This window comes from Pseudomonas sp. 18058, assembly GCF_902706155.1.
Taxonomy (GTDB): domain Bacteria; phylum Pseudomonadota; class Gammaproteobacteria; order Pseudomonadales; family Pseudomonadaceae; genus Aquipseudomonas; species Aquipseudomonas rustica.
Map to the genome: position 1 here is coordinate 88,364 of NZ_CACSJY010000005.1, position 24,569 is coordinate 112,932.

Below are 24,569 nucleotides of genomic sequence, written 5' to 3' on the forward strand. Positions count from 1 at the left end.
GCGACTTTCCCGACCGGGGCGGCTGCGATACCATCCGACTCCCCAACGGACTCCCGCCAGGACGACGCGATGAACCGAGTGTTGTACCCAGGTACCTTCGACCCTATTACCAAGGGCCATGGCGATCTGGTCGAACGCGCCTCGCGCCTGTTCGATCACGTGATCATTGCGGTCGCCGCCAGCCCGAAGAAAAACCCGCTGTTCCCGCTGGAACAACGGGTTGAACTGGCTCGCGAGGTCACCAAACACCTGCCGAACGTGGAAGTGGTCGGTTTCTCGACGCTGCTCGCGCATTTCGCCAAAGAGCAGAACGCCAACGTGTTCCTGCGTGGTTTGCGCGCGGTGTCGGACTTCGAATACGAATTCCAGCTGGCCAACATGAACCGCCAGTTGGCGCCGGATGTAGAGAGTCTGTTTCTCACACCGTCCGAGCGTTATTCGTTTATTTCTTCGACGCTGGTGCGGGAAATTGCTGCGCTGGGCGGCGACATCACCAAGTTCGTCCACCCTGCCGTGGCCGACGCCTTGACCCTACGCTTCAAAAAGTAGGCGCTGCCGCAGGCTGCGATCTTTTGATCTTGATCGCAGCCACGCACAGCAGTTGATCGCAGCAACGTGCACTGCGCTCGCCAATGCGGCACAATTGCGCGCATTGATTTATAGCGCCCGGGCCTGCCGCCCCGGCTGGAGTTAGCATGTCCCTGATCATCACCGACGATTGCATCAACTGCGACGTCTGCGAACCCGAGTGCCCGAACGCCGCCATCTCCCAAGGCGAAGAGATCTACGTGATCGACCCGAACCTGTGCACCCAGTGCGTCGGCCACTACGACGAACCGCAGTGCCAACAGGTCTGCCCGGTGGATTGCATCCCGCTGGACGAAGCGCATCCGGAGACTGAAGAACAGTTGATGGAGAAATATCGCATCATCACCGGCAAGGCCTGAATCGCTAAAAAGATCGCAGCCTTCGGCAGCTCCTACATGGATCGCAATCCCCTGTAGGAGCTGCCGAAGGCTGCGATCTTTTGATCTTGCCCTTCACTCGCGCTGCTCAAACCCCTCCCCCGTACACCCCAGACACCTTACAAACGCCGCCCGCGCCGGATCCACCACCAGCGCCTGCCCCGCATCGCCAATCCCGCCACCCAGCGCGGTAAACGGCAACGACACCACAAACGCCCCCGCACCAATCACCGTTGCCACCACCAACAACGGTCGGGCAATCAGCAAGTCGCCGATCATGGCGTAGGCGGGCGGGTTTTGAATGGTGTAGCGCGGGTCGCCGCTGCCGCTTTCCGTGGCCTGAACCGCCAGGCTGGAACACAGCAGCAACATGACAAAGAGGACTTGCAGGGATTTCATGGCACGATCCTTCGGGCTGAACAGTGAGTCACCTCACTATAGACCCCAGGACTTTTTCAGCTCTGGCAGCGTGGGCAAAACACACTGGCGCGCTGGCCGAGCTTCACTTCGCGCAGCCCGGTGCCGCAGACCTTGCAGTGCTCACCACCGCGGCCATAGACAAACAGTTCCTGCTGGAAATACCCCGGCTGACCGTCGCCACCAATAAAATCGCGCAACGTCGTGCCGCCACGTTCGATGGCGGCGGCGAGGATGCGTTTGATCTCGATCGCCAGCTTCAGATAGCGTCCACGGGAAATGCCACCGGCCTCGCGGCGCGGATCGATGCCGGCGGCGAACAGCGCTTCCGTCGCATAAATATTGCCGACGCCGACCACGATTGCGTTGTCCATGATGAACGGCTTGACCGCCATCGACCGCCCGCGTGACAGCTGGAACAAGCGCTCGCCGTCGAACAGATCGGTCAACGGCTCCGGGCCGAGGCGAATCAGCAATTCATGGTTGAGCGGATCGGTGCTCCACAGCATCGCTCCGAACCGGCGCGGGTCGGTGTAGCGCAGCGCCAACCCCGACTCCAGTTCGATATCGACGTGCTCATGCTTGAGCGCCGGCAGCCCTGCTTCGACCAGACGCAAATTGCCCGACATGCCCAAATGGCTGATCAACGTGCCGACTTCAGCGTTGATCAGCAAATACTTGGCCCGTCGTTCGACCAACACGATGCGCTGGCCGGACAGGCGCACATCGAGGTCTTCGGGGATCGGCCAGCGCAACCGCCGGTCACGCACGATCACCCGGCTGACACGCTGGCCTTCCAGATGCGGGGCAATCCCGCGACGGGTGGTTTCGACTTCCGGCAGTTCAGGCATGGTGTCCTCGAATCAATGCGCGCCGAGGTCGCGAATCGTTTGTTTGAGGGTTTCGAAATCGTAGTCCGACAGACCGACGTAATCGAGAATCAGCGGGCCGATGCTGTTCCACTCGTGGTCTTCGGTCTGGTTGCCCAGCACGCGATACGACGCACAAATGTGTTCGGCCATCTTCAGCAGCGCCAACAGATTCTTCAACTGGCTGTTGCGCGACGACTCGTCGCTGAAGATCGCCAAGGCGTTGTGGTGATTGGCGATCGCGGCGCTGACATGCTCCGGCAAACGCCACGACTTCGCTGTGTAATAGCCGACCACCGCATGGTTGGTGTTGAACGTACGGTTTTCGGTATCGACCACGCGGCAGGTCGGGCTGGCGTTGGCGTACGCCTCTTCCAGCACCGACATGTAATTGGGGAAACGCTGCAGCATCAACGGCACGCCGCAATCGTGGAACAGGCCCAGCGCGTAGGCTTCATCGCCGGCCTGAGTGCCGATGCGTTTGGCCAGCGTCAGGCAGGTCATCGCCACGTCTTGGGCGGTGTCCCAGAAACGGTTGAGCGTGACGATGGTGTCGTCATTCATCTCACCCTTGATCGACTGCGCGTTGATCAGATTGATGATCGAACGGCTGCCCAGCAGATTAACCGCGCGCTGGATCGAAGTGATCTTGTTGCTCAAGCCGTAATACGGCGAGTTGACGATTTTCAGCAACGAACCGGACAGGCCGGGATCCTGGGCGATCAGCTTGGCGATCACCTCCAGATCCGGGTCGGGCATGTACTGCTCCATTTGCAGATCCACCATGATCTGCGGTTGCGCCGGCACACTGATGCCTTGCAGCGATTGTTGAATCTGTTCGGTGGTCAGCTCTTGGGACATATGTACACACTCAGGGACAGGCGGCGATTCTAACCGCTGAGACCGCAGGGCGACACACCGACGGGCACATCGGAGGAACTTTCATTCAAGCTCAGGCTTCGGATTTGGTAAGGCGCGGCGAAAATTTTCTGGCCGCTGCGCCAACAAATTCCCACTGACTCAGGAGCTTATCGATGGCCACTTCCCTCAACGGCAAGCGCGTCGCTTTTTTGGTAACCGACGGTTTCGAACAGGTCGAATTGACCGGCCCCAAGCAAGCGCTGGAACAGGCTGGCGCGCAGGTCGACATCCTCTCGGCCGAGGCCGGCACGGTCAAAGGCTGGAACCACGACAAACCGGCGGATGACTTCAAGGTCGATCAGACCTTCCAGGCTGCCAGCATTGAGCAGTACGACGCGGTGGTATTGCCGGGCGGCGTGCAAAACTCCGACACCATTCGCATCGATCAGGACGCGCAGCATCTGGTCAAAACCGGCGCCTCGGCCGGCAAACCGATTGCGGTGATCTGCCATGGCAGCTGGCTGCTGATTTCGGCGGGGCTGGTGAATGGCAAAACCATGACCAGCTATAAAACCGTCAAGGATGATCTGGTCAACGCCGGCGCGCATTGGGTGGATAAAGAAGTGGTCAAGGACGGCAACCTGATCAGCAGCCGCCAGCCGGATGATATTCCGGCGTTCAGCAAAGAGCTGATCGATACATTGTCTGCCTAGCGTTCAAGGCAGTCTTCGCGAGCAAGCCCGCTCCCACATGTGAATGCATTTCTCCTTTCACGCTGATCTATTGTGGCGAGGGGATTTATCCCCGTTCGGCTGCGCAGCAGTCGCAAAACCTGACAGCGCGGTGTATCAGACATACCGTGTCAGATGGATTTGGGACGGCTGCGCCGTCCAACGGGGATAAATCCCCTCACCACAGGTAAATCCTCCCACATTGGGAACGCACCACATGTCCATTTGCCGGCCAATCAGCCGGCCTGACGCGCTATACTCCCGCTCTTTTTTCCGGAGCGACGTCATGTCCCTGCCTAGCCTGCGCCTCAAAGCCAACGCCGACCGTCGCCTGCGCAACGGCCACTTGTGGGTCTACAGCAACGAAATCGATGTGGCCGCCACCCCGTTGCACGGCTTCAAGGCCGGCGATCAGGCGATCCTCGAAGCCGCCGGCGGCAAGACTTTGGGCATCGTTGCGATGAGCCCGAACAACCTGATCTGCGCCCGTCTGGTGTCCCGCGACATCAAGGTGCAACTGGACAAGTCGCTGCTGGTGCACCGCCTGAACGTGGCCCTGTCGCTGCGCGATCGCCTGTTCGACAAGCCGTTCTACCGCCTGGTCTACGGCGATTCCGACCTGCTGCCGGGTCTGGTGGTTGACCGTTTCGGCGACATCCTCGTAGTCCAGATCGCCTCGGTGACCATGGAAGCGCACAAAGATGACGTGATCGCAGCACTGACCCAAGTGCTCAAGCCAAGCGGCATCCTCTTCAAGAACGACTCCGCCGCGCGTGACGCTGAAGGCCTCAATCGTTACGTCGAAACCGTGTTCGGCCTGGTGCCGGAGTGGGTGGCGCTGGAAGAGAACGGCGTGAAATTCGAAGCCCCGGTCATTCAGGGTCAGAAAACCGGCTGGTTCTACGACCACCGCATGAACCGCGCACGCATGGCGCCTTACGCCAAAGGCAAACGGGTTCTCGACCTTTATAGCTACATCGGTGGCTGGGGCGTGCAAGCTGCTGCCTTCGGCGCCAGCGAAGTGTTCTGCGTCGATGCCTCGGCCTTCGCCCTCGACGGCGTTGAGCGCAACGCCGCACTGAACGGCTTTGCCGACAAGATGACCTGCATCGAAGGCGACGTCTTCGAAGCGCTGAAAGAGCTGAAGGCCAGCGAAGAGCGTTTCGACGTGATCGTTGCCGATCCGCCGGCGTTCATCAAACGCAAGAAAGACATGAAGAACGGCGAAGGCGCCTACCGTCGTCTGAACGAGCAAGCCATGCGCCTGCTCAACAAGGACGGCATCCTGATCAGCGCGTCGTGCTCGATGCACCTGCCGGAAGACGATCTGCAGAACATTCTGCTGACCAGCGCCCGTCACCTGGATCGCAACATCCAGATGCTCGAGCGCGGCGGTCAGGGCCCGGATCACCCGGTGCACCCAGCCATCGCCGAAACCCGCTACATCAAAAGCATCACCTGCCGTCTGCTGCCAAACAGCTGATTGGTCAGTAAAAACGGGGGGCCCAAGGGCTCCCCGTTTGTTTTTGGGCGGTGCAAGGCCGTCTATTTCACTTCAAATTCAGCCGACTCCTACAATTAACTTCCTACAATCTTGCAGGAATTTTCCGCGCACCCGTTAATTAGCGAAAAACAACTGACAAGTTTGGACAAGGGGCGAGATCGCTCCGACAAAATTACTGGATTTTTCCTACTTAATCTCCACTTGCCATTAATCGATTACAAACTATTATTGAGTTGTCACCACGAGGTGGCATTCAATCTTAATGAACAAGGAGTTCATACTATGAAAGCAATTACTCTGGAAACCAACAAAATCGCAAACCTCGCTTTTCTGGTTGCGCCTAAAGCCCGCTAAGTAAGTCAGGACGCTGGGGAGTGCCGGCACCCCAGCGTCCATCAGCCCTTTCCAGAGTGAAGCATTGAACATGCACATCAATCCGTACTTATTCATATTGCCGCGCACGCCCGGACAAATCGTCTGGAACTATAAAGAACACACTCAACATGAACTTGATCTTGATTACGCTTCAAGACTGGCGAAACTTATCAACAACCCGAACGCATTCGACAGTCGCAACATAATAGACATACAACTATTAAGCGTGGGAATTTTAACCATTGCAAAAATAGACAACCCGCCTTGGGGCTGGGATGAATTATCCAAGATATTTCATATAGGTACGCAGAACATTCCCTGCGAAGCGACACCCAAGAATATTAATGAATGGTCCAGACAATATCTGGATCATTGCAATGACGTACTGAGCAAACCACCGCCCGATAAAGAACGCCCCACACTGGAAGGCGCGCGACGCATCGCGCTGCCGGCGCCTGCCGTGCTAAGCAACGACCGCTTGGGAAACGTCCTGCGCCAGCGCAAAACCAGTCGTTCCTTTACCGGTGAAGCGGTCACGCTGAATGACGTTTCCACCCTGCTCTATCTTTCCCTCGGTTATCTGCACGAACGCCAGCAGGATCGTGACAGCAGTATCGCCCTCGGGCTTGATGCCCGTCGCAGCAGTCCTTCCGGCGGCGGTTTGAATGCGTGCGAAGGTTTTGCGCTGTTGCAGAACGTCAGCGGCCTGAAACCCGGCATCTACGCCTATCACCCGGTAGAGCACGCCTTGAGCCTGATAAATCCCCTGCCCGACTCGGCGCTGGGTCAACTGCTCGGTGGACAACACTTCATCAATAACTTGCCGCTGGGCCTGTTCATTACCGCGCGTTTCGACAAGCTCTGGTGGAAATATGAACACTCACGCGCCTATCGCATGGCGTTCGTGGAGGCTGGGCACTTGTCGCAATCCTTTCAGTTGGTTGCCACGGCCCTCGGTCTCGGCACCTGGCTGACCGGCGCGTTTTCTGATGATCAGGTTGAAGCCCTGCTGAAAATTACCGGCAGCGCGGAACAACCGTTGTTCTTCGTCGGTTGCGGCGCCAGCGACGGTCAAGCGATGTGTCAGGAAATGCAGGCGCTGTTGCTGGAGGTGCAAGCATGAACGCAATCACCTCCGACCAACTGGAAGCGTCAGTGTCATGGGCGCACAAGTTCACCCTCGATGACTGGAACAGCCGCGCTTCGGTGCGCACCTCTCAACACACCTATCAATTGCCGGATGACCTGCAAGAACAGCTGAAAACCCGCCACTGGTTTCCCCCGGCCTTTTTGCCGTACCTCTCACACCCGGCCATTCGCGCTGCTGGCAGCGACGTCATGCAACGACTGACGGCCAATCATCTGGTGCATTTCCTCGACTACACCACGCTGCTCGAACACCGCATTGTCAACCGCGCCGTGGAAACCATCGTCCACGGCGAGCTGCCCGCTTTCGTGCCCTCGCGCATGAAAAATGCGGCGCTGCAGCTGTACACCGACGAGGGCTATCACGCGCTGTTCTCCAGTCAACTGGCCGAGCAGATCGCCAGCCAGTACGGCATTACCGAGCGCCCGGTGATGCCCATGCGCATTACCCAGCTGAACACCGCGATTACCCGAGTGCCCGAGACGGATCGCCCACTCGCGTGGTTTCTGCTCGGCTTCGTCTCGGAGACGATCATTGCCCGGGAGTTGCTCGAGGTTTGCCGTGACACGCTGGTCTCCAGCGTCAGCGACATGCTGCGCGATCACCTCGCCGACGAGGCCCGTCACAGCCGCTATTTTTCAGAAGTGTTCCATTACCTGTGGCTGACCCTGAACAGCCGCCAACGCACCTTCAGCGCCAGAATGCTCCTGGAGTTCCTGCGAATCTTTTTCGAAGTCGACGAGCGCTGGCTGAAACAGAGCCTGCGCAGTGTCGGGATTGCCGACGACGTCATTCGCAAAATCCTCGACGGATTGATCAGCCCCAGAGCCAGTCGTCAGCGCACCAGGGCCGGGGCGAAGGCAACGCTGGAGGCGATGACAAAAGCAGGATTTTTTGCCCTCATCAATAACCGCAAACTGTTCGCCAAAGCAGGCCTGGTCGATGAATAGAGGAAAAGCCGCAGTGACCGCCGGGCAACGCCGCGGCGCGGTCAGTCTGTTGATGGCGATGGTGCTGCTGGGAGTGTTTCCGCTGGATGTGCTGCTGCCATCGTTTCCGGCACTGGCCGAGCACTTTCGCACCACTCCGGCCAATATTGCGCTGTCGATCAGCCTGTTTGCGGTGGGCATCGCTTTTGCGCAACTGCTGATCGGGCCGCTGTCGGATGCCATCGGGCGCAAGGGTTTGCTGCTTGTGGGCATGAGCGTTTCGATGCTCGGCGCCCTCGGTTGCGTAAGCACCAGCGATTACACGCTGTTCCTGATATTCCGCGTGATGCAGGCCCTGGGCTGTGGCTGTTTCGTGTTGTCGCAAGCCTTGGTGCAGGATCTGTTCGAAGGCGAGCAAAGGGATCGCCTGCGAATCCTGATGGTCACCGCCTCTGGGATTTTCATCTCGGTATCGCCGCTGGCCGGCACCTTCCTGCAGGCCACACTTGGCTGGCGCGGCAGCTTCTGGGTGTTTATCGGGTTGGCCGCCGTGGTGCTGATCAAGGCGTGGCTGTTTCTGGACAACAGCCGGCCGTCTCACAGCGGCGCTCGCCCCGGCTTCATTCGCTCTTATCGGCGAGTGCTGGGCGACTTCGAATTCGTCAGCTACTGGCTGATATCCGCGTTCGCCTTCGCCTGCCACTTTTCCTTCATCGTGATTTCACCGTTGATCTTCATGGATCAACTGCAAATGGCGCCTTATGACTTTTCACTGATTCTGTTGATCTACGGCGCGGCCTACATTGTCGGAGGGCTCGTCGCCACAGTCCTCAGCCGACGAATCAAACCCGGCCAACAAATGCTCGTCGGGCTTGGCCTGATCCTGCTGTCGGGGCTGGCGATGCTGTACCTGTCGTCGAACTTCGCGTTGACGTCAGCGACCGTGCTGATTCCGATGCTGATCTGCACCGCCGGCACCACCATCGCGCGCCCGGCCGCCACGTCGAAAGCCATGGGCCTGTTCCCCGAGCTTGCCGGTACCTCGGCGGCGGCGGGCAGCACCCTCACTTTTATCTGCGGCGGCCTTATCAGCGCATTGATCAGCCTGAGCCCGGCCAACCTGCAAGCCACGCTGGGTTACAGCTTTGTCCTGCTCAGTGGCGTGGCATTAGCATTGAACAGTCGGATCAGCCGTCGCGCCAGAATCCATGAAAGCCATGCCATGACGCAGCCGGGCGGTGATTAAAGCTGCCGGTCGTCATGCCACACACGCCGTCGGCACTGGAACAACACTTTGCGCCATTCCCTCCAGACGCCAGCGGTGTAGAATCGGCAGATTCATCGCCATTCATCCCCGGCGGGTTTATGAGCTCAGGCTGAGACCAGCGGCGATCCCGCAACGTCATCGGCAACTTCCGGACACACGGCCATTTCTGAGTGTTCCAGAGGTCAATAGAAGCTCACTCCCATTTAGTACCTGATTAGCCGCCCGGAGTGCTCCATGCCAGATTATCGCTCGAAAACATCCACCCACGGCCGCAACATGGCCGGCGCCCGCGCACTGTGGCGCGCCACGGGGATGAAAGATGACGACTTCAAAAAGCCGATCATCGCCATTGCCAACTCGTTCACCCAGTTCGTACCGGGCCACGTGCACCTGAAGGATCTGGGCCAACTGGTCGCCCGCGAAATCGAACGCGCTGGCGGTGTAGCGAAAGAATTCAACACCATCGCCGTGGATGACGGCATCGCCATGGGTCACGACGGCATGCTCTATTCGCTGCCGAGCCGCGAGATCATCGCCGACTCTGTCGAGTACATGGTCAACGCCCACTGCGCCGACGCCATCGTGTGCATCTCCAATTGCGACAAGATCACCCCGGGCATGTTGATGGCTGCCTTGCGCCTGAACATTCCGGTGATCTTCGTTTCCGGCGGCCCGATGGAAGCCGGCAAGACCAAACTCGCCTCCCACGGCCTCGACCTTGTCGATGCCATGGTGATCGCTGCCGACGAAAGCGCTTCTGACGAGAAAGTCGCTGAGTACGAGCGCAGCGCCTGCCCGACGTGCGGTTCGTGCTCCGGCATGTTCACCGCCAACTCGATGAACTGCCTGACTGAAGCACTGGGTCTGGCATTGCCGGGCAACGGTTCGACTCTCGCCACCCACAGCGACCGCGAACAGTTGTTCCTGCAGGCTGGCCGCACCATCGTCGAGCTGTGCAAGCGCTACTACGGCGAGAACGACGAATCGGTACTGCCGCGTAACATTGCCAACTTCAAGGCGTTCGAGAACGCGATGACGCTCGACATCGCCATGGGCGGTTCGACCAACACCATCCTGCACTTGCTCGCTGCCGCCCAGGAAGCCGAGATCGATTTCGACCTGCGCGACATCGACCGTCTTTCGCGCACTGTTCCGCAGCTGTGCAAAGTGGCGCCGAACATCCAGAAGTACCACATGGAAGACGTGCACCGTGCTGGCGGCATCTTCAGCATCCTCGGTTCGCTGGCCCGTGGCGGTCTGCTGCACACCGACCTGCCGACCGTGCACAGCCGCAGCATGGAAGAAGGCATCGCTAAGTGGGACATCACCCAGACTGACGATGAAGCCGTGCACCACTTCTTCAAGGCCGGCCCTGCCGGTATTCCGACGCAGACGGCATTCAGCCAGTCGACCCGTTGGGAAACCCTCGATGACGACCGTGAAAACGGCTGCATCCGCAGCGTCGAACACGCCTATTCGCAAGAAGGTGGTTTGGCCGTGCTGTACGGCAACATTGCTCTCGATGGCTGCGTGGTGAAAACCGCTGGTGTCGACGAGTCGATCCACGTCTTCGAAGGCAACGCGAAGATCTTCGAAAGCCAGGACAGCGCCGTACGCGGCATCCTCGCTGACGAAGTGAAGGCTGGCGACATCGTCATCATTCGCTACGAAGGCCCGAAAGGCGGCCCGGGCATGCAGGAAATGCTCTACCCGACTTCGTACCTGAAATCCAAAGGCCTGGGCAAAGCCTGCGCATTGCTCACCGACGGTCGTTTCTCCGGCGGTACGTCCGGCCTGTCCATCGGTCACGCTTCGCCAGAAGCAGCGGCCGGCGGCGCGATCGGTCTGGTGCAGGACGGCGACAAAGTGCTGATCGACATCCCGAACCGCTCGATCAATCTGATGGTCAGCGACGAAGAACTGGCGGCACGCCGCGCCGAACAGGACAAGAAAGGCTGGAAACCGGTCGAGATTCGTCCACGCAAAGTGACCACCGCCCTCAAGGCCTACGCCCTGCTGGCGACCAGCGCCGACAAAGGTGCGGTACGTAACAAAGCGATGCTTGACGGGCTGTAAGCCTTAAACGTCGAAAAAAAATGCCCCGCCTGAGTGCGGGGCTGATCGTTCCCTGTAGGAGCTGCCGAAGGCTGCGATCTTTTGATCTTGCCCTTAAAACAAGATCAAAAGATCGCAGCCTTCGGCAGCTCCTACAGGGGGTTACTGGATTTCTTCAGGCTTGACGATCACCCAGTTCTTGTCCGCCGTCACCGGCAACCCTTCCTTCGCCTGCGCCGCTGCGTGTTTGGCCATCATGCCGTTCAACTGCGTCATGTACTTGTCCTTGCGGTTGATCCACAGGTGAATCCCGCCCTTGGCCACATCAACATCGTGGAACAGCATGTAACCGTCGCTGGTCGGCGTATCGCCACCGACCAATACCGGTTTTTTCCACTCGTCGATGTAAGTGAGGATCGCCGCATGTTTGCCGGCCATCCACGTCGCCGGCGTCCACAGGTATGGCGTCAGCTCCAGCCCCAGATTGGCCTTCTCGTCATATTTGCCGGCGGTGATCTGTTTGCGCGCGGTGGTCAGTTCGTTAGTCTCGCGGTTCTTCAGCAGCGTGGTCACGCCGATAACGTTTTGCGGTTTGACGTTGTAGCCGTACTTCGGATCCGCCGCGACCATGCGCACCAGCTCCTCGGAAGCCGCGGTCATCACGTAAACCTCGATGCCGTTCTCCATCAGCTTGTTGTACAGCTCTTGCTGGCCGGTAAAAATTTTCGGCGGATTGACGTCGAGCTTCTTGACCACATCGCCTTCGTAATAAGTCGCCGGCACCGGTTTGCCCGAGGCCATCAGCTCATCGACGTAGCCTTTGAGTTCCTTGAGCGTAAAACCGGAAAACACCTGCGCCACCCACGGGTAGCAGACCATGTCGTCGACTTCGCAGAGTCGGTAGTAGTAACTGAACAGGCTTTCCTTGTGGTCGGCGGTGTCCTTGAACGGCATCAGTTTCAGGGAGGGGTCGAGTTTGTCGCGGGTGATCAGGCCCTTGTTTTCCATGAACGGCAGCAACGACTCTTCGAGGTCGTAGCGGTAACTGGTGTTGTCCATGTCGAACACCGCGTAGTTACCTTTGTTGGCGTTGGCCGCGATCATCGCGTCCAGCGCTTTCGCCTGATCCGCCGGCCAGTGTTTCAGGTCGGTGGCGAAAGCCTGAGAAGCCAGGCCCATGCCCACAGCCAGTGCGACAGCCAGAAATTTCGGTGCGAATTTCATCGACGCTTTCTCCCTGATGTAAAAGCATCGACGCTAACAAATGTGTATGACAGTCCTCGTCTGTCAGCGACCGCCCACGCCGCTATTTGCGCCAGATGCATTGCCGAGAGCGACAAGCGCTTATTCCAAAAACGACGGACGCCCTAAGATTTCGGTATTAAATCATTGCAAATCAAGCTGTTAGGCTTGCCGGTTCGCAGCAGCCCCGGAAGGCTGTTGGCAAAGTCTTTCTGGAGTTCTCATGAACCTACCGTTGATTCTCAACCTGCTGGTGTTCCTCGCCCTGCTCTTCGGTCTGGCGCAAACCCGCCACACCACGTGGAGCCTGGCGAAAAAAGTCCTGCTCGCACTCGCTCTGGGCGTGGCTTTCGGCGTGGCGCTGCACACCGTTTACGGTGCCGGCAACCCGATTCTGAAAACCTCGATCGGCTGGTTCGATCTGGTCGGCAACGGCTACGTGCAGTTGCTGCAAATGATCGTAATCCCGCTGGTGTTCGCCTCGATCCTCAGCGCCGTGGCGCGTCTACACAACGCATCGTCGTTGGGCAAAATCAGCTTCCTGACCATCGGCACGTTGCTGTTCACCACCGCGATTGCCGCGCTGATTGGCATCGGCCTGACCAACCTGTTCGGCCTCACCGCCGAAGGTCTGGTCGCCGGCACCCAGGAAATGGCTCGTCTACAAACCATTCAGACCGACTACGCCGGCAAGGTCGCCGACCTGAATGTGCCGCAACTGCTGCTGTCGTTCATCCCGCAAAACCCGTTCGCCGACCTGGCGCGGGCCAAGCCGACGTCGATCATCAGCGTGGTGATTTTCGCCGCATTCCTAGGGGTCGCCGCGCTGCAACTGCTCAAGGATGACGTCGAGAAAGGTCAGAAAGTGATCAACGCCATCGACACCCTGCAAGCCTGGGTGATGCGTCTGGTGCGTCTGGTGATGAAGCTGACCCCGTACGGTGTGCTGGCGCTGATGACCAAAGTGGTCGCCGGTTCCAACCTGCAGGACATCATCAAACTCGGCAGTTTTGTCGTGGTGTCGTATCTGGGTCTGGGCCTGATGTTTGTCGTACACGGTTTGCTGGTGTCAGCGGCCGGGATCAATCCGCTGCGATTCTTCCGCAAGATCTGGCCGGTGCTGACGTTCGCGTTCACCAGCCGTTCGAGCGCGGCAAGCATTCCACTGAGCATTGAAGCGCAGACGCGTCGTCTGGGGATTCCGCAGTCGGTGGCGAGTTTTGCCGCATCGTTCGGTGCGACGATTGGCCAGAACGGTTGCGCGGGGCTGTACCCGGCGATGTTGGCGGTGATGGTTGCGCCGACCGTGGGCATCAACCCGCTGGATCCGCTGTGGATCGCGACGTTGGTGGCGATTGTGACGCTGAGTTCGGCCGGTGTGGCCGGTGTCGGTGGCGGCGCGACGTTCGCGGCGCTGATCGTGCTGCCGGCGATGGGTTTGCCGGTGTCATTGGTGGCATTGCTGATTTCGGTTGAACCGCTGATTGATATGGGGCGCACGGCGTTGAACGTGAGTGGTTCGATCACGGCGGGTGCGATTACCAGTCAGGTGATGCAACAGACCGATAAAGAGTTGCTGGATGCCGATGAGCATGCGGAGCTTGCTCAGGCTTAACTGCAACACATACTTGTGGCGAGGGGATTTATCCCCGTTGGGTTGCGTAGCGACCCCATTATTTTGGGGCTGCTGCGCAACCCAACGGGGATAAATCCCCTCGCCACAATTTAGGCTTTTTCCCAGACTTCGAAGTTGTACGCCGGCTTATCTTCAACCGCCGGGTTTTCAACGTTCGACACCAGTTTCCAGTCGTTCAAATCAAACTCCGGAAACCACGCATCCCCTTCCGGGCTCAACGCCACGCGCGTCAGATACAGACGATCCGCCTGCGCCAGCCCTTGCGCGTACAACTGCGCGCCACCAATCAGCATCAACTCATCAACGCCCTGCTCTTTCGCCCATTCCTCGGCGCGAACCACTGCGGCTTCCAGCGACGGATACACTTCCGCACCTTCGAGCACCAGATCGGCCTGACGGCTGACCACGATGTTCAAGCGCCCCGGCAACGGTCGGCCGAGCGAATCCCAGGTCTTGCGACCCATGATGATCGGCTTGCCCAAGGTCGTGGCCTTGAAGTATTTGAAGTCCCCCGGCAGGTGCCAGGGCATGCTGTTGTCGACGCCGATCACGCGGTTTTCACCGAGGGCTGCGATCAGGCTGAGGGGGAGTGATTTAGTCATGCCGGCGAGGATACCAGAGCCGCGCTTACCCCGATAAGCGCCACAGCGGTTATGCTCAGCGCTGGATTAAGCGACGGGATGCCGCGTGACTGAACTGACTCCACTGCAAAACCTCTGGCTCACCGAAACCGTGCGCCTGCGCGAAGAACACGCAGGCCCGCTGGAAGATCTGGAAGCCAATCGACTGGCGCGCGCGGCCGGCGGCGATCTGCCGAGCCGCATTCAACGCCGCGCGTTATGGCTGGCCGAACGTGACGGGCTGACGGCCGCACTCAAACACTGGCTGCAAGGCGCGCGTCTGGCGCTGATGTTGCTGATGATCTTCGCGGTATTGAGCGGCGCCGGTCTGGCCTTCGCCGCACTCGGCCAGACGCCGGTCAATGTGTTCTGGGCCTTGGGCAGTCTGCTCGGGCTGAACCTGATTCTGCTGCTGAGCTGGTTGCTGGGCTTGATCTTTGCCGGCGAACACGGCGCCACGCTCGGACGATTGTGGCTGTGGCTCAGCGAAAAACTGGCCCGCGACGCCAAAGCCGCGCAACTGGCGCCCGCCCTGCTGCTGATGCTGCAACGCAAGAAACTCAATCGCTGGGCGCTCGGTACGCTGGTCAACGGTTTGTGGTTGCTGGCGATGCTCAACGCGCTGATTCTGCTGCTGACGCTGATGGCGACCCGGCGCTACGGCTTCGTCTGGGAAACCACGATTCTCAGCGCCGACACCTTTATCCATGTCACTCACGCGCTGGGGTATCTACCGTCGCTGCTCGGCTTCAACGTGCCGACGGTGGAGATGATCCGCGCCAGCGGCGACGGTGCGCTCGACATCGAAAGCGCCCGTCAGGCCTGGGCGACCTGGCTGGTTGGCGTTTTGGTGGTGTACGGCGTGCTGCCGCGTCTGCTGCTGACGCTGTTGTGTTTCTGGCGCTGGAACAGCGGCAAAACCGCGCTGCGTCTGGACCTGAATCTGCCCGGCTATGCGCAATTGCGTGAACGCCTGATGCCGACCAGCGAACGCCTCGGCGTCAACGATCCGGAGCCTGCGCAACTGCATCGCGTCGAAAGCAGTGTTGGCGAATTCGCCAGCGAAGGCGCATTGCTGGTCGCCATCGAACTCGATGAACAACGTCCATGGCCGCCCGCGCTGCCGAAAAATGTCAGCAATGCTGGCATCCTCGACAGCCGCGAATCACGCCATAAACTTCTCGAACAACTCAGTCGCTTCCCGCCGGCACGTCTGGCGATTGCCTGCGACCCACGGCGCTCGCCGGATCGCGGCAGCCTCGCCTTGATCGCCGAACTGGCGCGCAGTGCGGGCGAGACTCGCGTCTGGCTGCTGCAAGCACCGCCCGGTGAAGCGCTGGATGGTGAACGCCTCGGCGACTGGCACATAGCGCTGCAACAACTGGAGTTGCCGTTCGCCGATTGCGCGCCGTTGAACTGGCTGGAGACGGGTCATGACTGATGCCTGGAAAGCGCCGCTGAAACTCGCGGTGGTCGGCCACACCAACGTCGGTAAAACCTCGCTGCTGCGCACGTTGACCCGCGATGTCGGCTTCGGCGAAGTGTCTCATCGCCCAAGCACCACACGGCATGTCGAAGGCGCGCGGTTGTCAGTGGATGGCGAGCCATTGCTCGACCTCTACGACACGCCGGGGCTGGAAGATGCCATCGCCCTGCTGGATTTTCTCGAGCGCCTGGAACGCCCCGGCGAACGCCTCGATGGCCCGGCGCGGCTGGCGCGGTTTCTCGACGGCAGCGAGGCACGTCAGCGTTTCGAGCAGGAGGCGAAAGTGCTGCGGCAACTGCTCGCCTCCGACGCCGGTTTGTATGTGATCGACGCGCGCGAACCGGTGCTGGCCAAGTACCGTGATGAACTGGAAGTGCTCGCCAGTTGCGGTAAACCGCTGCTGCCGGTGCTGAATTTTGTCAGCAGCGCCAACCATCGCGAGCCGGATTGGCGCGAGGCGCTGGCGCGGCTGGGGCTGCATGCGTTGGTGCGTTTCGACAGCGTGGCGCCGCCTGAAGATGGCGAGCGGCGGCTCTATGAAAGCCTTGCGCTGCTGCTGGAAAATGATCGTCCGCAACTGGAACGGTTGATTGCTGATCAACAGGCTCAGCGCCTGGCGCGTCAGCAAAGTGCGGCGCGGTTGATTGCTGAATTGTTGATCGACTGTGCGGCGTGCCGGCGCAGTGTGGTCAGCGAAGCTGCGCAGGAACAGCAAGCCATCAGCGAACTGCGCAAGGCTGTCCGTCAGCGCGAGCAGAAGTGTGTTGAGGCGCTGCTCAAGCTGTATGCGTTTCGTCCGCAGGATGCCGCGGCGAGTGATTTGCCGTTGCTCGATGGGCGTTGGGGTGGATTTGCTGGTTGGCGGGATTACCCTTGGCGCAGCGGCGTTGGCGGGGGCGATTGCCGGGGGTGCGCTGCAGACGGCGCGTAGTTATGGCAGTCGCTTGCTCGGCAAGATCAAAGGGCAGCGTGAACTGACGGTGGATGACGGGGTATTGCGGCTGTTGGCGCTGCGTCAGCGGCAGTTGGTGTTGGCGCTGGATCAGCGTGGGCATGCGGCGATGGATGCGGTTCAGGTGGCTACTCCGCAGGATAAGACCTGGCGTGAGGGCAAGTTGCCGGAGGCGCTGAACAAGGCGCGGGCGCATCCGCAGTGGTCGTCGTTGAATCCGCAGGCGAAGTTGAATCAGGCGGAAAGGCAGGAGCAGATTGAGGCGTTGGTGGAGAAAGTGCTTGAGCTGTAAACGCCGACCCTCACCCCAGCCCTCTCCCGGAGGGAGAGGGAGCTGACCGTGTTGTTCTTCCGTCATAGATCGACCTGAGATATCCAGTCGAACTCAGGTTTTGAAAGGCATGAAGATCGGCTCCCTCTCCCTCCGGGAGAGGGCTGGGGTGGGTAAAGACCGGGTACATCCTTTACGTTTGAGACCGGGGACATGGTTTACAGGTATCAATTATGGTCAGGAGGTGCTGACCATGCCCTGGAATCAAGAGTCCCCAATGGATCAACGAGTGAAGTTAGTCAGCGACTGGCTTGGCGGCAGTTACACCAAGAGCCAATTAAGCCGGCGCTATGGCGTCAGCCGTCCGACCATCGACAAGTGGCTGGAACGATACGCAGCGTTGGGCGTAGATGGCTTGAAAGAGCAATCGCGCAAGCCGTTGAACTGTCCTCATCAAACGCCCGACGAAATCATCGCCAAGTTGCTGGCCAAGAAAAACGAACATCCCGATCGGGGATCCAAACAGATCATTGATCGCCTGCGCGTTTCCGATTCGCATATCCAATGGCCGGCGGCGAGTACCGCCGGGGAGTGGCTGAAGAAAGCTGGTTTGGTGGTGGCGCGACGGCCCTATCCCCCGCGTCCCCGTGCTCCGACACATTTGCGTCCGGTCGACGCGCCCAACCAGACTTGGTGTGCTGATTACAAAGGGCAGTTCAAAATGCAGGACGGTAATTGGTGCTATCCGCTGACCATAACCGATCAGATGAGCCGCTTTTTATTCGTCTGTCGCGCTTTGCCCAGTACGCACGGAGCGCCGACGCGGGAAGGCTTCGAGTGGGCTTTTCGAGAATATGGGCTGCCGGATGTGATCCGCACTGACAATGGCGCTCCTTTCGCGTCGACAGGTCTGGCGCGACTTTCGAAGTTATCGGTTTGGTTCATCAGGCTTGGAATCCATGTCGAAACGATTACGCCTGGCCGTCCCGACCAAAATGGTCGACATGAACGAATGCATCGAACGTTAAAGGCAGCAGTGCCACCGGCGGAAAACCTGGTGCGCCAGCAACTGGCTTTTCAGGATTTCATCCAAGACTTCAACCACCACCGACCGCATACCGCGCTGGGCATGAAACCACCGGCATCTGTCTATAGCCCGTCGATACGCGCTTATCCCGGTTACTTGCCTGCGCTTGAATATGGTTCCGATGTTGAAGTGCGCAAGGTTCGGTCAAATGGGGAAATTAAATGGAAAGGACAGCTGATTTTTCTAGGAGAGGCTCTGATTGGAGAGGACATCGCGCTGAAGGAGGTGGCTGATGATGCTTGGGAACTGTACCTTTGCAGCCACTGTTTAGGCAGGCTTGAAAGGGGCGCCAAACGCGTTTCAAGCCTGTAAAGGTGTAAACGATGTCCCCGGTCTAATTTGTAAAGGATGTACCGGTCTCTACAGTGAGGGCGACAATCACCCTGCCGACAACAAAACCTCAGCCTTGCGCTTGAGAACCGCCAAATCAATCACCGGCACCGCCATCTCCTTGGCCAACTCATCCCACTGCCGCATCCGCAAACTGACCGCACACAACGGATCCCGCTCAAACACCTCCGCCTCAGCCTCCGTCATCACCCCGCCCTGATACTCCAGCGTCCGCCGACTCGCCTCACTCAGCCGATCAAAATACCCCGGCTCACGCAATGTCAGGTACCGCTTGGCCTGCACGTGATATTCCACCAGCCGCGCCATACGCTCGCTGAAACCGGCCTCACGCAAATAATCCGCGCCCAGCCGTTCATGACTGACCACGCCATAGCCGCCCATGTTCTCCGCGCCTTCGCCACACAAATGGCCGATGTCATGGAAGAACGCCGCGAGCACCACTTCATCATCAAAACCCTCGGCGATCGCCAGTTCAGCGGCCTGGGACATGTGCTCGATCTGCGACACCGGCTCGCCGATGTAATCGCTGGTGCCGAAGCGCTCGTACAGCGCGAATACCTTGGCGACGGTTTGCTCGTGACCTGTCATCAAATTTCCTCCAACAACTGTGCGACGTTGCGTTCGGCCATCGCCGGGCCGACGCTCATGCCGACGCCGGTGTGCATCAGCGCCACACTCAGCCCCGCTGCCGGGCGCAGCAACGAAAACGGCCCCGGCCCCCGAGAACCATAGACGCCCTGCCAGCGCTCGACCACTTGCACCTTGCAGCTCAGTGTTTGCTCGGCCAGCTCGATCATCCAGTTGTCCACTTGCTCGGCATTGAACGGTGAAGCGTCGCTGCCGTAATGGTGCGAGTCGCCGATGATCAGTTCGCCGTACGGCGTCGGGCTGATCAGCAGGTGGATGCCGTTGTCGTGCAGATGCGGTTGTTCGCGGAGGATTTGCGCCTGCACCGCCGCCGCTTCCGGCAGATCAGCGAAGGCGCCGTAGTGCACGCAACTGAGGCCGGTGAGCAAGGCATGTTGCAGATTCAGATCGATCTGCGGTTTGGCGCGGAGCATTTGCAGACGGCAGATTTGCGGGTCGAGGGCGGCGATTGGCTCGGCCAGCAACGTCTGATAATCATGACCGGAGCAGACGATGATCTGCTTGGCGGTAAAGCTGCCGGCGGTGCTGTGCAGGTGACCGGGTTCTACGTCGCGCACCAGCGTGGAGAAGTGAAACTCGACGCCGAGGTCGCGACGCAGGTAATCAATCAGCGCCGGGATCGCTTCGCGCGAATACAGCTGTTGATCGTCGATGCCATGAAGCGCGGCGCGGTGATGGCGGAACTGGCCGTTGTAGAGATCGCGCAGGGCGGCACCGCGCAGCAGGTCGACGTTGTAGCCGTGTTCAATCGCGCGAGTGGCGCAGAAGGTTTCGAGCAGGTGTTCTTCGACTTCGGTTCTGGCGAATAGATACGAGCCGTTGCGCTTGATTTGCAGCCCGGCGAGTTGCGCCCAGTCGCCCCAGATCTCGCGGCTGGCCTTGGCCAGTTCAAGCATCGGGCCGGGGGGCTGGCCGGTGACCAGGGCCTGGCCGAAGTTGCGCACCGAAGCGCCGAGGGGGGTGGCGGTGCGTTCGAAAACGGCGACCTTGAGGCCGCGTTTGGCGGCGGCGTAGGCGTGGGACAGGCCCAGAATGCCGGCGCCGACGATGAGCAGGTCTTTGTGGTGTGTCATGAAGCTACCTCAATGATCGTTCCCACGCTCCGCGTGGGAATGCAGCCAAGGACGCTCTGCGTCCATAGTGACGCGGAGCGTCACGGGATTCATTCCCACGCGGAGCGTGGGAACGATCAGTGTGGGAGCGAGCTTGCTTGCGAAGGGGCCCTGTCAGTCGATAAAGATCTTACTTGGCAGCCACTTTCTCGGACTTGCCGTCATAACGCTTGCGCCACTCAGTCAGGATCTCGTCGCGATTCTTCGAGGCCCAGGCAAAGTCGTTCTTGATCAAACGCTGCTCATAATCCGCCGGCAATTCGGTCTGCGGCTTGGCGATCCCCGGCTGTGCAAGAACAGCGAAGTTCTCTTTGTACAAATCCATCGCCTCAGCACTCGCCGAGAAGTCAGCCAGTTTCTTCGCCGCTTCTTCGTGCGGCGTGCCTTTGATCACGGCAGTCGCTTCGATCTCCCAGCCCAGACCTTCCTTCGGCAGAATAATGTCCAGCGGCGCGCCCTGACGCTTCAGCTGTACCGCCGGGTATTCAAAGGAAATCCCGATCGGAAACTCGCCCGCCGCCGCTAACTTGCAAGGCTTGGAACCGGAGTGAACGTACTGACCAATGTTCTGGTGCAGGCCATCCATGTACGCCCAGCCCTGCTTCTCGCCGAAGGTTTGCAGCCAGGCGCTGACGTCGAGGAAACCGGTGCCGGACGACGCCGGGTTCGGCATAACAATCTTGCCCTTGTACTCAGGCTTGGTCAGATCCTGCCAGCTCACTGGCTTGGTCAAACCCTGCTTCTCGGCTTCGACAGTGTTGAAGCAGATGGTCGCGGCCCAGACGTCCATGCCGACCCAGGCTGGCGGGTTGGCGGCGTCGCGGTAGTTCGCGCCGATCTTGCCGAGATCCTTCGGCGCGTAGCTTTGCAGCATGCCTTGCTGGTCGAGGATCGCCAGGCTCGAAGCCGCCAGGCCCCACACCGCGTCAGCCTGCGGGCGAGCCTTTTCGGCGAGCAGTTTGGCGGTGATGATCCCGGTGGAATCGCGCACCCATTTGATCTCGACGTCCGGGTTGGCTTTTTCGAAGGCTTCTTTGTAGGACTTCAGTTGCTCGGCTTCGAGGGCGGTGTACACCGTCAACTCGGTTTTTGCCGCGAAGGCATTCAGGCTGAAAGTAGCGAGCACAGCAGCGGCCAGGGCCAAAGGCTTGAACATGATCGGTATCCTGTCTTTTGAGTTGAGGGTGTGAATCAGTGACCGGGCGCGGTTTGCCGCCAGGCTTGAGAACGGCGCAGCAAGCCGCGCGAAGCCCACGCCAGCAGCAAGGACACGCCCGCCGAGGTGAACAGAATCAGGGTCGACATCGCCGCCGCGCCGCCAACGTTGCCGGCGTCATCCATGTTCAGCACTGCGACCGCCGCGAGGATGGTGTCGGGGCTGTAGAGGAAGATCGCGGCAGAAACCGTGGTCATCGCCGAGACGAACAGGTAGCGCACAATGTCCAGCAGCGCCGGCAGGCAGATCGGCACGGTGACGCGCAGGTAATGCCGATACAGCGGCGCCTTCAGCGACAGCGCGGCGGCTTCGAACTCGGCGTCGAGTTGGCGCAATGCAGTGGTCGCGGTCATTTGGGCGGTGGTCAGGTAGTGCGCAATGGTGCAGACGATCAGCAGCGTCATCGTCCCGTACAGCACGTGCAGCGGATTACCCGTAAGGTTGAAGAAGAAGACGTAACCCAGACCGAGCACCAGCCCCGGCACCGCCATCGGCACAAAACTGAGCATGCGCAACGCCAGGTTGAGGCCGCGCTGATCGCGGGTTTTCTCCATCAGATAAGCGCCGGTGAAGATCAGCACGCTGCCGATCAACGCCGTGCCCAGCGCCATTTTCAAACTGTTGCTGTAAGCCAGCCAGCCACCGCCAGCGGTTTCGTTGAACTGGTAATGATTGAGCGACAGCGACAGGTTGTACGGCCAAAACTTCACCAGCGACGAAAACACCGCCATGCCGAACACCAGAATCAACGCCGCGCTGATCAGCAAAACAATCGCCAGATAGCAGCCATCACGCAGCTTCGACGGCGCCGGTTTGAACACCTGCGCCCGACCGCTCATGGAGTCACCGTGACGCCGACGCAGCCAGGCATCGACACCGAAGCTGAACAGCGCCGGCAGCAACAGCACCATGCCAATCAACGCGCCGCGACCGAATTGTTGTTGGCCGACCACGGCTTTGTAGGCTTCCAGCGCCAGCACTTGATAGTCGCCACCGACGACCACTGGCACACCGAAATCGGTGATGGTCAGGGTGAATACAAGACAGAACGCAGCGAACACAGCCTGCCGCGTCGCCGGCCAAGTGATGCTGCGAAAGGCTTTGGCCGGACTGGCGCCCATGCTCGACGCCGCATCGAACAATCGCGCATCGGCCAGCGACAATGCCGAGAGCAGAATCATCAGCGCATGCGGGAAGGTGTAAATCACCTCGCCCAGCACAATCCCCCAAAACCCGTAGATGTTGTCCGAGAGCAGTCCGCGCAACATGCCCTGGTTGCCGAACAGATAAACCAGTGCAATCCCCGGCAGCATTGACGGCGCCATCAGCGGCAGCAAGGAAATCCCGCGCCAGATGCCCTTCGCCGGAATCATTGTGCGTTGCAGCGCGTAGGCAAACAGGTAAGCCAGCGGTACGACGATGGCCGCAACGCTGAGGGACACTTTCAGACTGTTGCCGAGCAGCCAGTGGAAATTCGCGCTGGTGACCATCTCCTTCGCCGCGATCCAGCCACCGCCCTGCCCGGCCTCGTTGCTGAAGCCACGCCAGAAGATCGCCAGCAACGGCAGCAACACCGCGACGCCGAGCAACACCAGCAGGAGGACTTTGCCGCCGACGACAAAAATTCGGTCGCCGATCTCGGCTTTCGAGGACTGTCGCACCTGCTTGTGCGGTAGCGGCAGCGCGAGGTTGCTGTTCATCAGGCAAACACCTGCAGGCTGCGCGGCGGCAAGGCGACCATGATTTGCTGGGCGCCGAGGCGCGGCATGGCTTCCGGGGCGAGTTCGGCGAGCAAGGCGTGGCCAGGCAATTGATCGAGTTCGAAGCTCATGCGACAGCGGTTGCCGAGGAAGGTGATCTCGCGGACTTTGGCCGGGAACAGGTTCTCTTCGTGCACCGGCGGGTTGACGTTGATCGCTTCCGGGCGGCAGAACAAACGGCCCGAAGCGCGCTGGACGCTGCCGTCGCTGAGGCGCAGGTTCATCCCGCCGACCTGCGCGTGACTGTCGCTGCTGCGCTGGAATGGCAGCCAGTTGCCCTGCCCGACAAACTCGGCCACGAACGGCGTGGCCGGGCGGTTGTAGATTTCCTGCGGGGTGGCGTACTGCTCGACGCGGCCGTTGTTCATCACCGCGATACGGTCGGCCATCAGCATGGCTTCGTCCTGATTGTGCGTGACCATCAGCGTGGTGATGCCGAGGTTGCGTTGCAACTGGCGCAGTTCGGTGCACAGATGCTCGCGGACGCGGGCGTCGAGGGCGGACATCGGTTCATCGAGCAACAGCAGCGAGGGAGCTGGTGCCAGAGCACGGGCCAGTGCGACACGCTGCTGTTGGCCGCCGGACAATTGGCCGGGGTATTTTTTCTCGCTGCCGATGAGGCCGACCAGTTCCAGCATCTGGCCGACGCGACGGCGCACTTCGTCGCGACCGCTGCCGGCGAGGCCGTAGGCAATGTTCGCTTCGACGGTCAGATTGGGGAACAGCGCGTAGGACTGGAACAGAATCCCGTAGTCGCGAGCCTGCGGGGCGAGGTGCGAAACGTCGCGATCGCCGAGGTACAGCTCGCCGCTGTCCTGTTTCTCCAGACCGGCGATGCAGCGCAGCAACGTGGTTTTGCCACAGCCCGACGGGCCGAGCAGGCACACCAGTTCACCGGCAGCGACGTCGAGGGAGACGTTATCCAGCGCGGTGAACGCGCCGAAGCGTTTCTGCACGCCGCGCACTTTCATCGGCGCACCGGGGTTGGTCAGGGCAGTTGCGATGGCAGGATTCATGGACAGACCTCATCAAGCAGATGGGGCCAATCCTAGAGTTGTAATGCGTCCG

21 protein-coding genes and 1 pseudogene are annotated in these 24,569 nt (G+C 59.9%); 12 read left to right on the forward strand and 10 right to left on the reverse strand.

The features are described from left to right. The first annotated feature begins 69 nt into the window (after positions 1 to 69). Both coaD and GVL50_RS04365 read left to right on the forward strand, forming a co-directional pair. On the forward strand, positions 70 to 549 hold the full coding sequence (gene coaD / locus GVL50_RS04360) for a pantetheine-phosphate adenylyltransferase (RefSeq protein WP_003176711.1): 480 nt from the start codon (positions 70 to 72) through the stop codon (positions 547 to 549). Positions 550 to 695: 146 nt separating this feature from the next. Further along, complete coding sequence (locus tag GVL50_RS04365) at positions 696 to 947, forward strand: YfhL family 4Fe-4S dicluster ferredoxin (protein ID WP_038358877.1); 252 nt, start codon at positions 696 to 698, stop codon at positions 945 to 947. A gap of 93 nt (positions 948 to 1,040) precedes the next feature. Here GVL50_RS04365 and GVL50_RS04370 read toward each other — a convergent pair whose 3' ends face one another. From GVL50_RS04370 to GVL50_RS04380, 3 genes are read right to left on the reverse strand one after another with little or no spacing between them, the layout of a single operon-like run. Then, entirely contained in the window at positions 1,041 to 1,364 is a 324-nt protein-coding gene (locus tag GVL50_RS04370) for a multidrug transporter (RefSeq protein WP_159811893.1), read from the reverse strand. Positions 1,365 to 1,420: 56 nt separating this feature from the next. Then, on the reverse strand, positions 1,421 to 2,233 hold the full coding sequence (gene mutM, locus GVL50_RS04375) for a bifunctional DNA-formamidopyrimidine glycosylase/DNA-(apurinic or apyrimidinic site) lyase (RefSeq protein WP_053124742.1): 813 nt from the start codon (positions 2,231 to 2,233) through the stop codon (positions 1,421 to 1,423). 12 nt (positions 2,234 to 2,245) lie between these two features. After that, positions 2,246 to 3,058, reverse strand: coding sequence for an HDOD domain-containing protein (locus GVL50_RS04380; protein ID WP_172680168.1), 813 nt, complete (start codon positions 3,056 to 3,058; stop codon positions 2,246 to 2,248). A 227-nt stretch (positions 3,059 to 3,285) separates the two neighbouring features. Between GVL50_RS04380 and GVL50_RS04385 the strand changes: the two genes are divergently transcribed. The 6 genes from GVL50_RS04385 to ilvD all read left to right on the forward strand — a co-directional run bounded on the left by GVL50_RS04385 (position 3,286) and on the right by ilvD (position 11,141). Next, positions 3,286 to 3,825 carry a type 1 glutamine amidotransferase domain-containing protein gene (locus GVL50_RS04385; protein WP_159811894.1) on the forward strand — a complete coding sequence of 180 codons (540 nt, stop codon included), beginning with the start codon at positions 3,286 to 3,288 and terminating at the stop codon, positions 3,823 to 3,825. Positions 3,826 to 4,129: 304 nt separating this feature from the next. Then, positions 4,130 to 5,326, forward strand: a complete 1,197-nt coding sequence (locus tag GVL50_RS04390; RefSeq protein ID WP_159811895.1) for a class I SAM-dependent rRNA methyltransferase — start codon at positions 4,130 to 4,132, stop codon at positions 5,324 to 5,326. 445 nt (positions 5,327 to 5,771) lie between these two features. Then, positions 5,772 to 6,845 (forward strand): SagB family peptide dehydrogenase, encoded by a 1,074-nt coding sequence (locus tag GVL50_RS04395; protein WP_159811896.1) that lies wholly within the window; start codon positions 5,772 to 5,774, stop codon positions 6,843 to 6,845. Continuing rightward, positions 6,842 to 7,819 (forward strand): diiron oxygenase, encoded by a 978-nt coding sequence (locus GVL50_RS04400; RefSeq protein WP_159811897.1) that lies wholly within the window; start codon positions 6,842 to 6,844, stop codon positions 7,817 to 7,819. The genes GVL50_RS04395 and GVL50_RS04400 overlap by 4 nt, the downstream gene beginning before the upstream one ends. Then, a complete protein-coding gene (locus GVL50_RS04405) occupies positions 7,812 to 9,044 on the forward strand; it encodes an MFS transporter (protein ID WP_159811898.1) in 1,233 nt (410 codons plus the stop codon). Before GVL50_RS04400 ends, GVL50_RS04405 begins: the two co-directional genes overlap by 8 nt. 255 nt (positions 9,045 to 9,299) lie before the next feature. Next, positions 9,300 to 11,141, forward strand: coding sequence for a dihydroxy-acid dehydratase (gene ilvD / locus GVL50_RS04410; RefSeq protein WP_159811899.1), 1,842 nt, complete (start codon positions 9,300 to 9,302; stop codon positions 11,139 to 11,141). A 141-nt stretch (positions 11,142 to 11,282) separates the two neighbouring features. Here the strand turns inward: ilvD and GVL50_RS04415 are convergent, their stop codons facing one another. Continuing rightward, a complete protein-coding gene (locus tag GVL50_RS04415; protein WP_159811900.1) occupies positions 11,283 to 12,344 on the reverse strand; it encodes a haloacid dehalogenase-like hydrolase in 1,062 nt (353 codons plus the stop codon). A 241-nt stretch (positions 12,345 to 12,585) separates the two neighbouring features. Between GVL50_RS04415 and GVL50_RS04420 the strand changes: the two genes are divergently transcribed. Further along, positions 12,586 to 13,977, forward strand: a complete 1,392-nt coding sequence (locus GVL50_RS04420; RefSeq protein WP_053124765.1) for an L-cystine transporter — start codon at positions 12,586 to 12,588, stop codon at positions 13,975 to 13,977. Between the two features lie 110 nt (positions 13,978 to 14,087). Here the strand turns inward: GVL50_RS04420 and GVL50_RS04425 are convergent, their stop codons facing one another. After that, complete coding sequence (locus GVL50_RS04425) at positions 14,088 to 14,600, reverse strand: dihydrofolate reductase (RefSeq protein WP_159811901.1); 513 nt, start codon at positions 14,598 to 14,600, stop codon at positions 14,088 to 14,090. 85 nt (positions 14,601 to 14,685) lie between these two features. Here GVL50_RS04425 and GVL50_RS04430 point away from each other — a divergent pair, with 85 nt between their 5' ends. The 3 genes and pseudogenes from GVL50_RS04430 to GVL50_RS04440 all read left to right on the forward strand — a co-directional run bounded on the left by GVL50_RS04430 (position 14,686) and on the right by GVL50_RS04440 (position 18,726). Further along, positions 14,686 to 16,059 (forward strand): DUF2868 domain-containing protein, encoded by a 1,374-nt coding sequence (locus tag GVL50_RS04430; protein ID WP_159811902.1) that lies wholly within the window; start codon positions 14,686 to 14,688, stop codon positions 16,057 to 16,059. Beyond that, a pseudogene (locus GVL50_RS04435) lies at positions 16,052 to 17,348 on the forward strand (GTPase/DUF3482 domain-containing protein). The gene GVL50_RS04430 and the pseudogene GVL50_RS04435 overlap by 8 nt, the downstream one beginning before the upstream one ends. A gap of 232 nt (positions 17,349 to 17,580) precedes the next feature. After that, positions 17,581 to 18,726 carry an integrase core domain-containing protein gene (locus tag GVL50_RS04440; protein ID WP_159811932.1) on the forward strand — a complete coding sequence of 382 codons (1,146 nt, stop codon included), beginning with the start codon at positions 17,581 to 17,583 and terminating at the stop codon, positions 18,724 to 18,726. Positions 18,727 to 18,792: 66 nt separating this feature from the next. Here GVL50_RS04440 and GVL50_RS04445 read toward each other — a convergent pair whose 3' ends face one another. The 5 genes from GVL50_RS04445 to GVL50_RS04465 form a co-directional block, all read right to left on the reverse strand. Further along, positions 18,793 to 19,353 carry a phosphonate degradation HD-domain oxygenase gene (locus tag GVL50_RS04445; RefSeq protein ID WP_159811903.1) on the reverse strand — a complete coding sequence of 187 codons (561 nt, stop codon included), beginning with the start codon at positions 19,351 to 19,353 and terminating at the stop codon, positions 18,793 to 18,795. Next, entirely contained in the window at positions 19,353 to 20,486 is a 1,134-nt protein-coding gene (locus tag GVL50_RS04450; RefSeq protein ID WP_159811904.1) for a TIGR03364 family FAD-dependent oxidoreductase, read from the reverse strand. Before GVL50_RS04450 ends, GVL50_RS04445 begins: the two co-directional genes overlap by 1 nt. 169 nt (positions 20,487 to 20,655) lie before the next feature. Then, positions 20,656 to 21,681 (reverse strand): putative 2-aminoethylphosphonate ABC transporter substrate-binding protein, encoded by a 1,026-nt coding sequence (locus GVL50_RS04455; RefSeq protein ID WP_053124777.1) that lies wholly within the window; start codon positions 21,679 to 21,681, stop codon positions 20,656 to 20,658. 35 nt (positions 21,682 to 21,716) lie between these two features. After that, positions 21,717 to 23,441, reverse strand: a complete 1,725-nt coding sequence (locus tag GVL50_RS04460) for a putative 2-aminoethylphosphonate ABC transporter permease subunit (protein WP_159811905.1) — start codon at positions 23,439 to 23,441, stop codon at positions 21,717 to 21,719. Further along, entirely contained in the window at positions 23,441 to 24,517 is a 1,077-nt protein-coding gene (locus tag GVL50_RS04465; RefSeq protein WP_158833592.1) for a putative 2-aminoethylphosphonate ABC transporter ATP-binding protein, read from the reverse strand. Before GVL50_RS04465 ends, GVL50_RS04460 begins: the two co-directional genes overlap by 1 nt. Between the last annotated feature and the right edge of the window lie 52 nt (positions 24,518 to 24,569).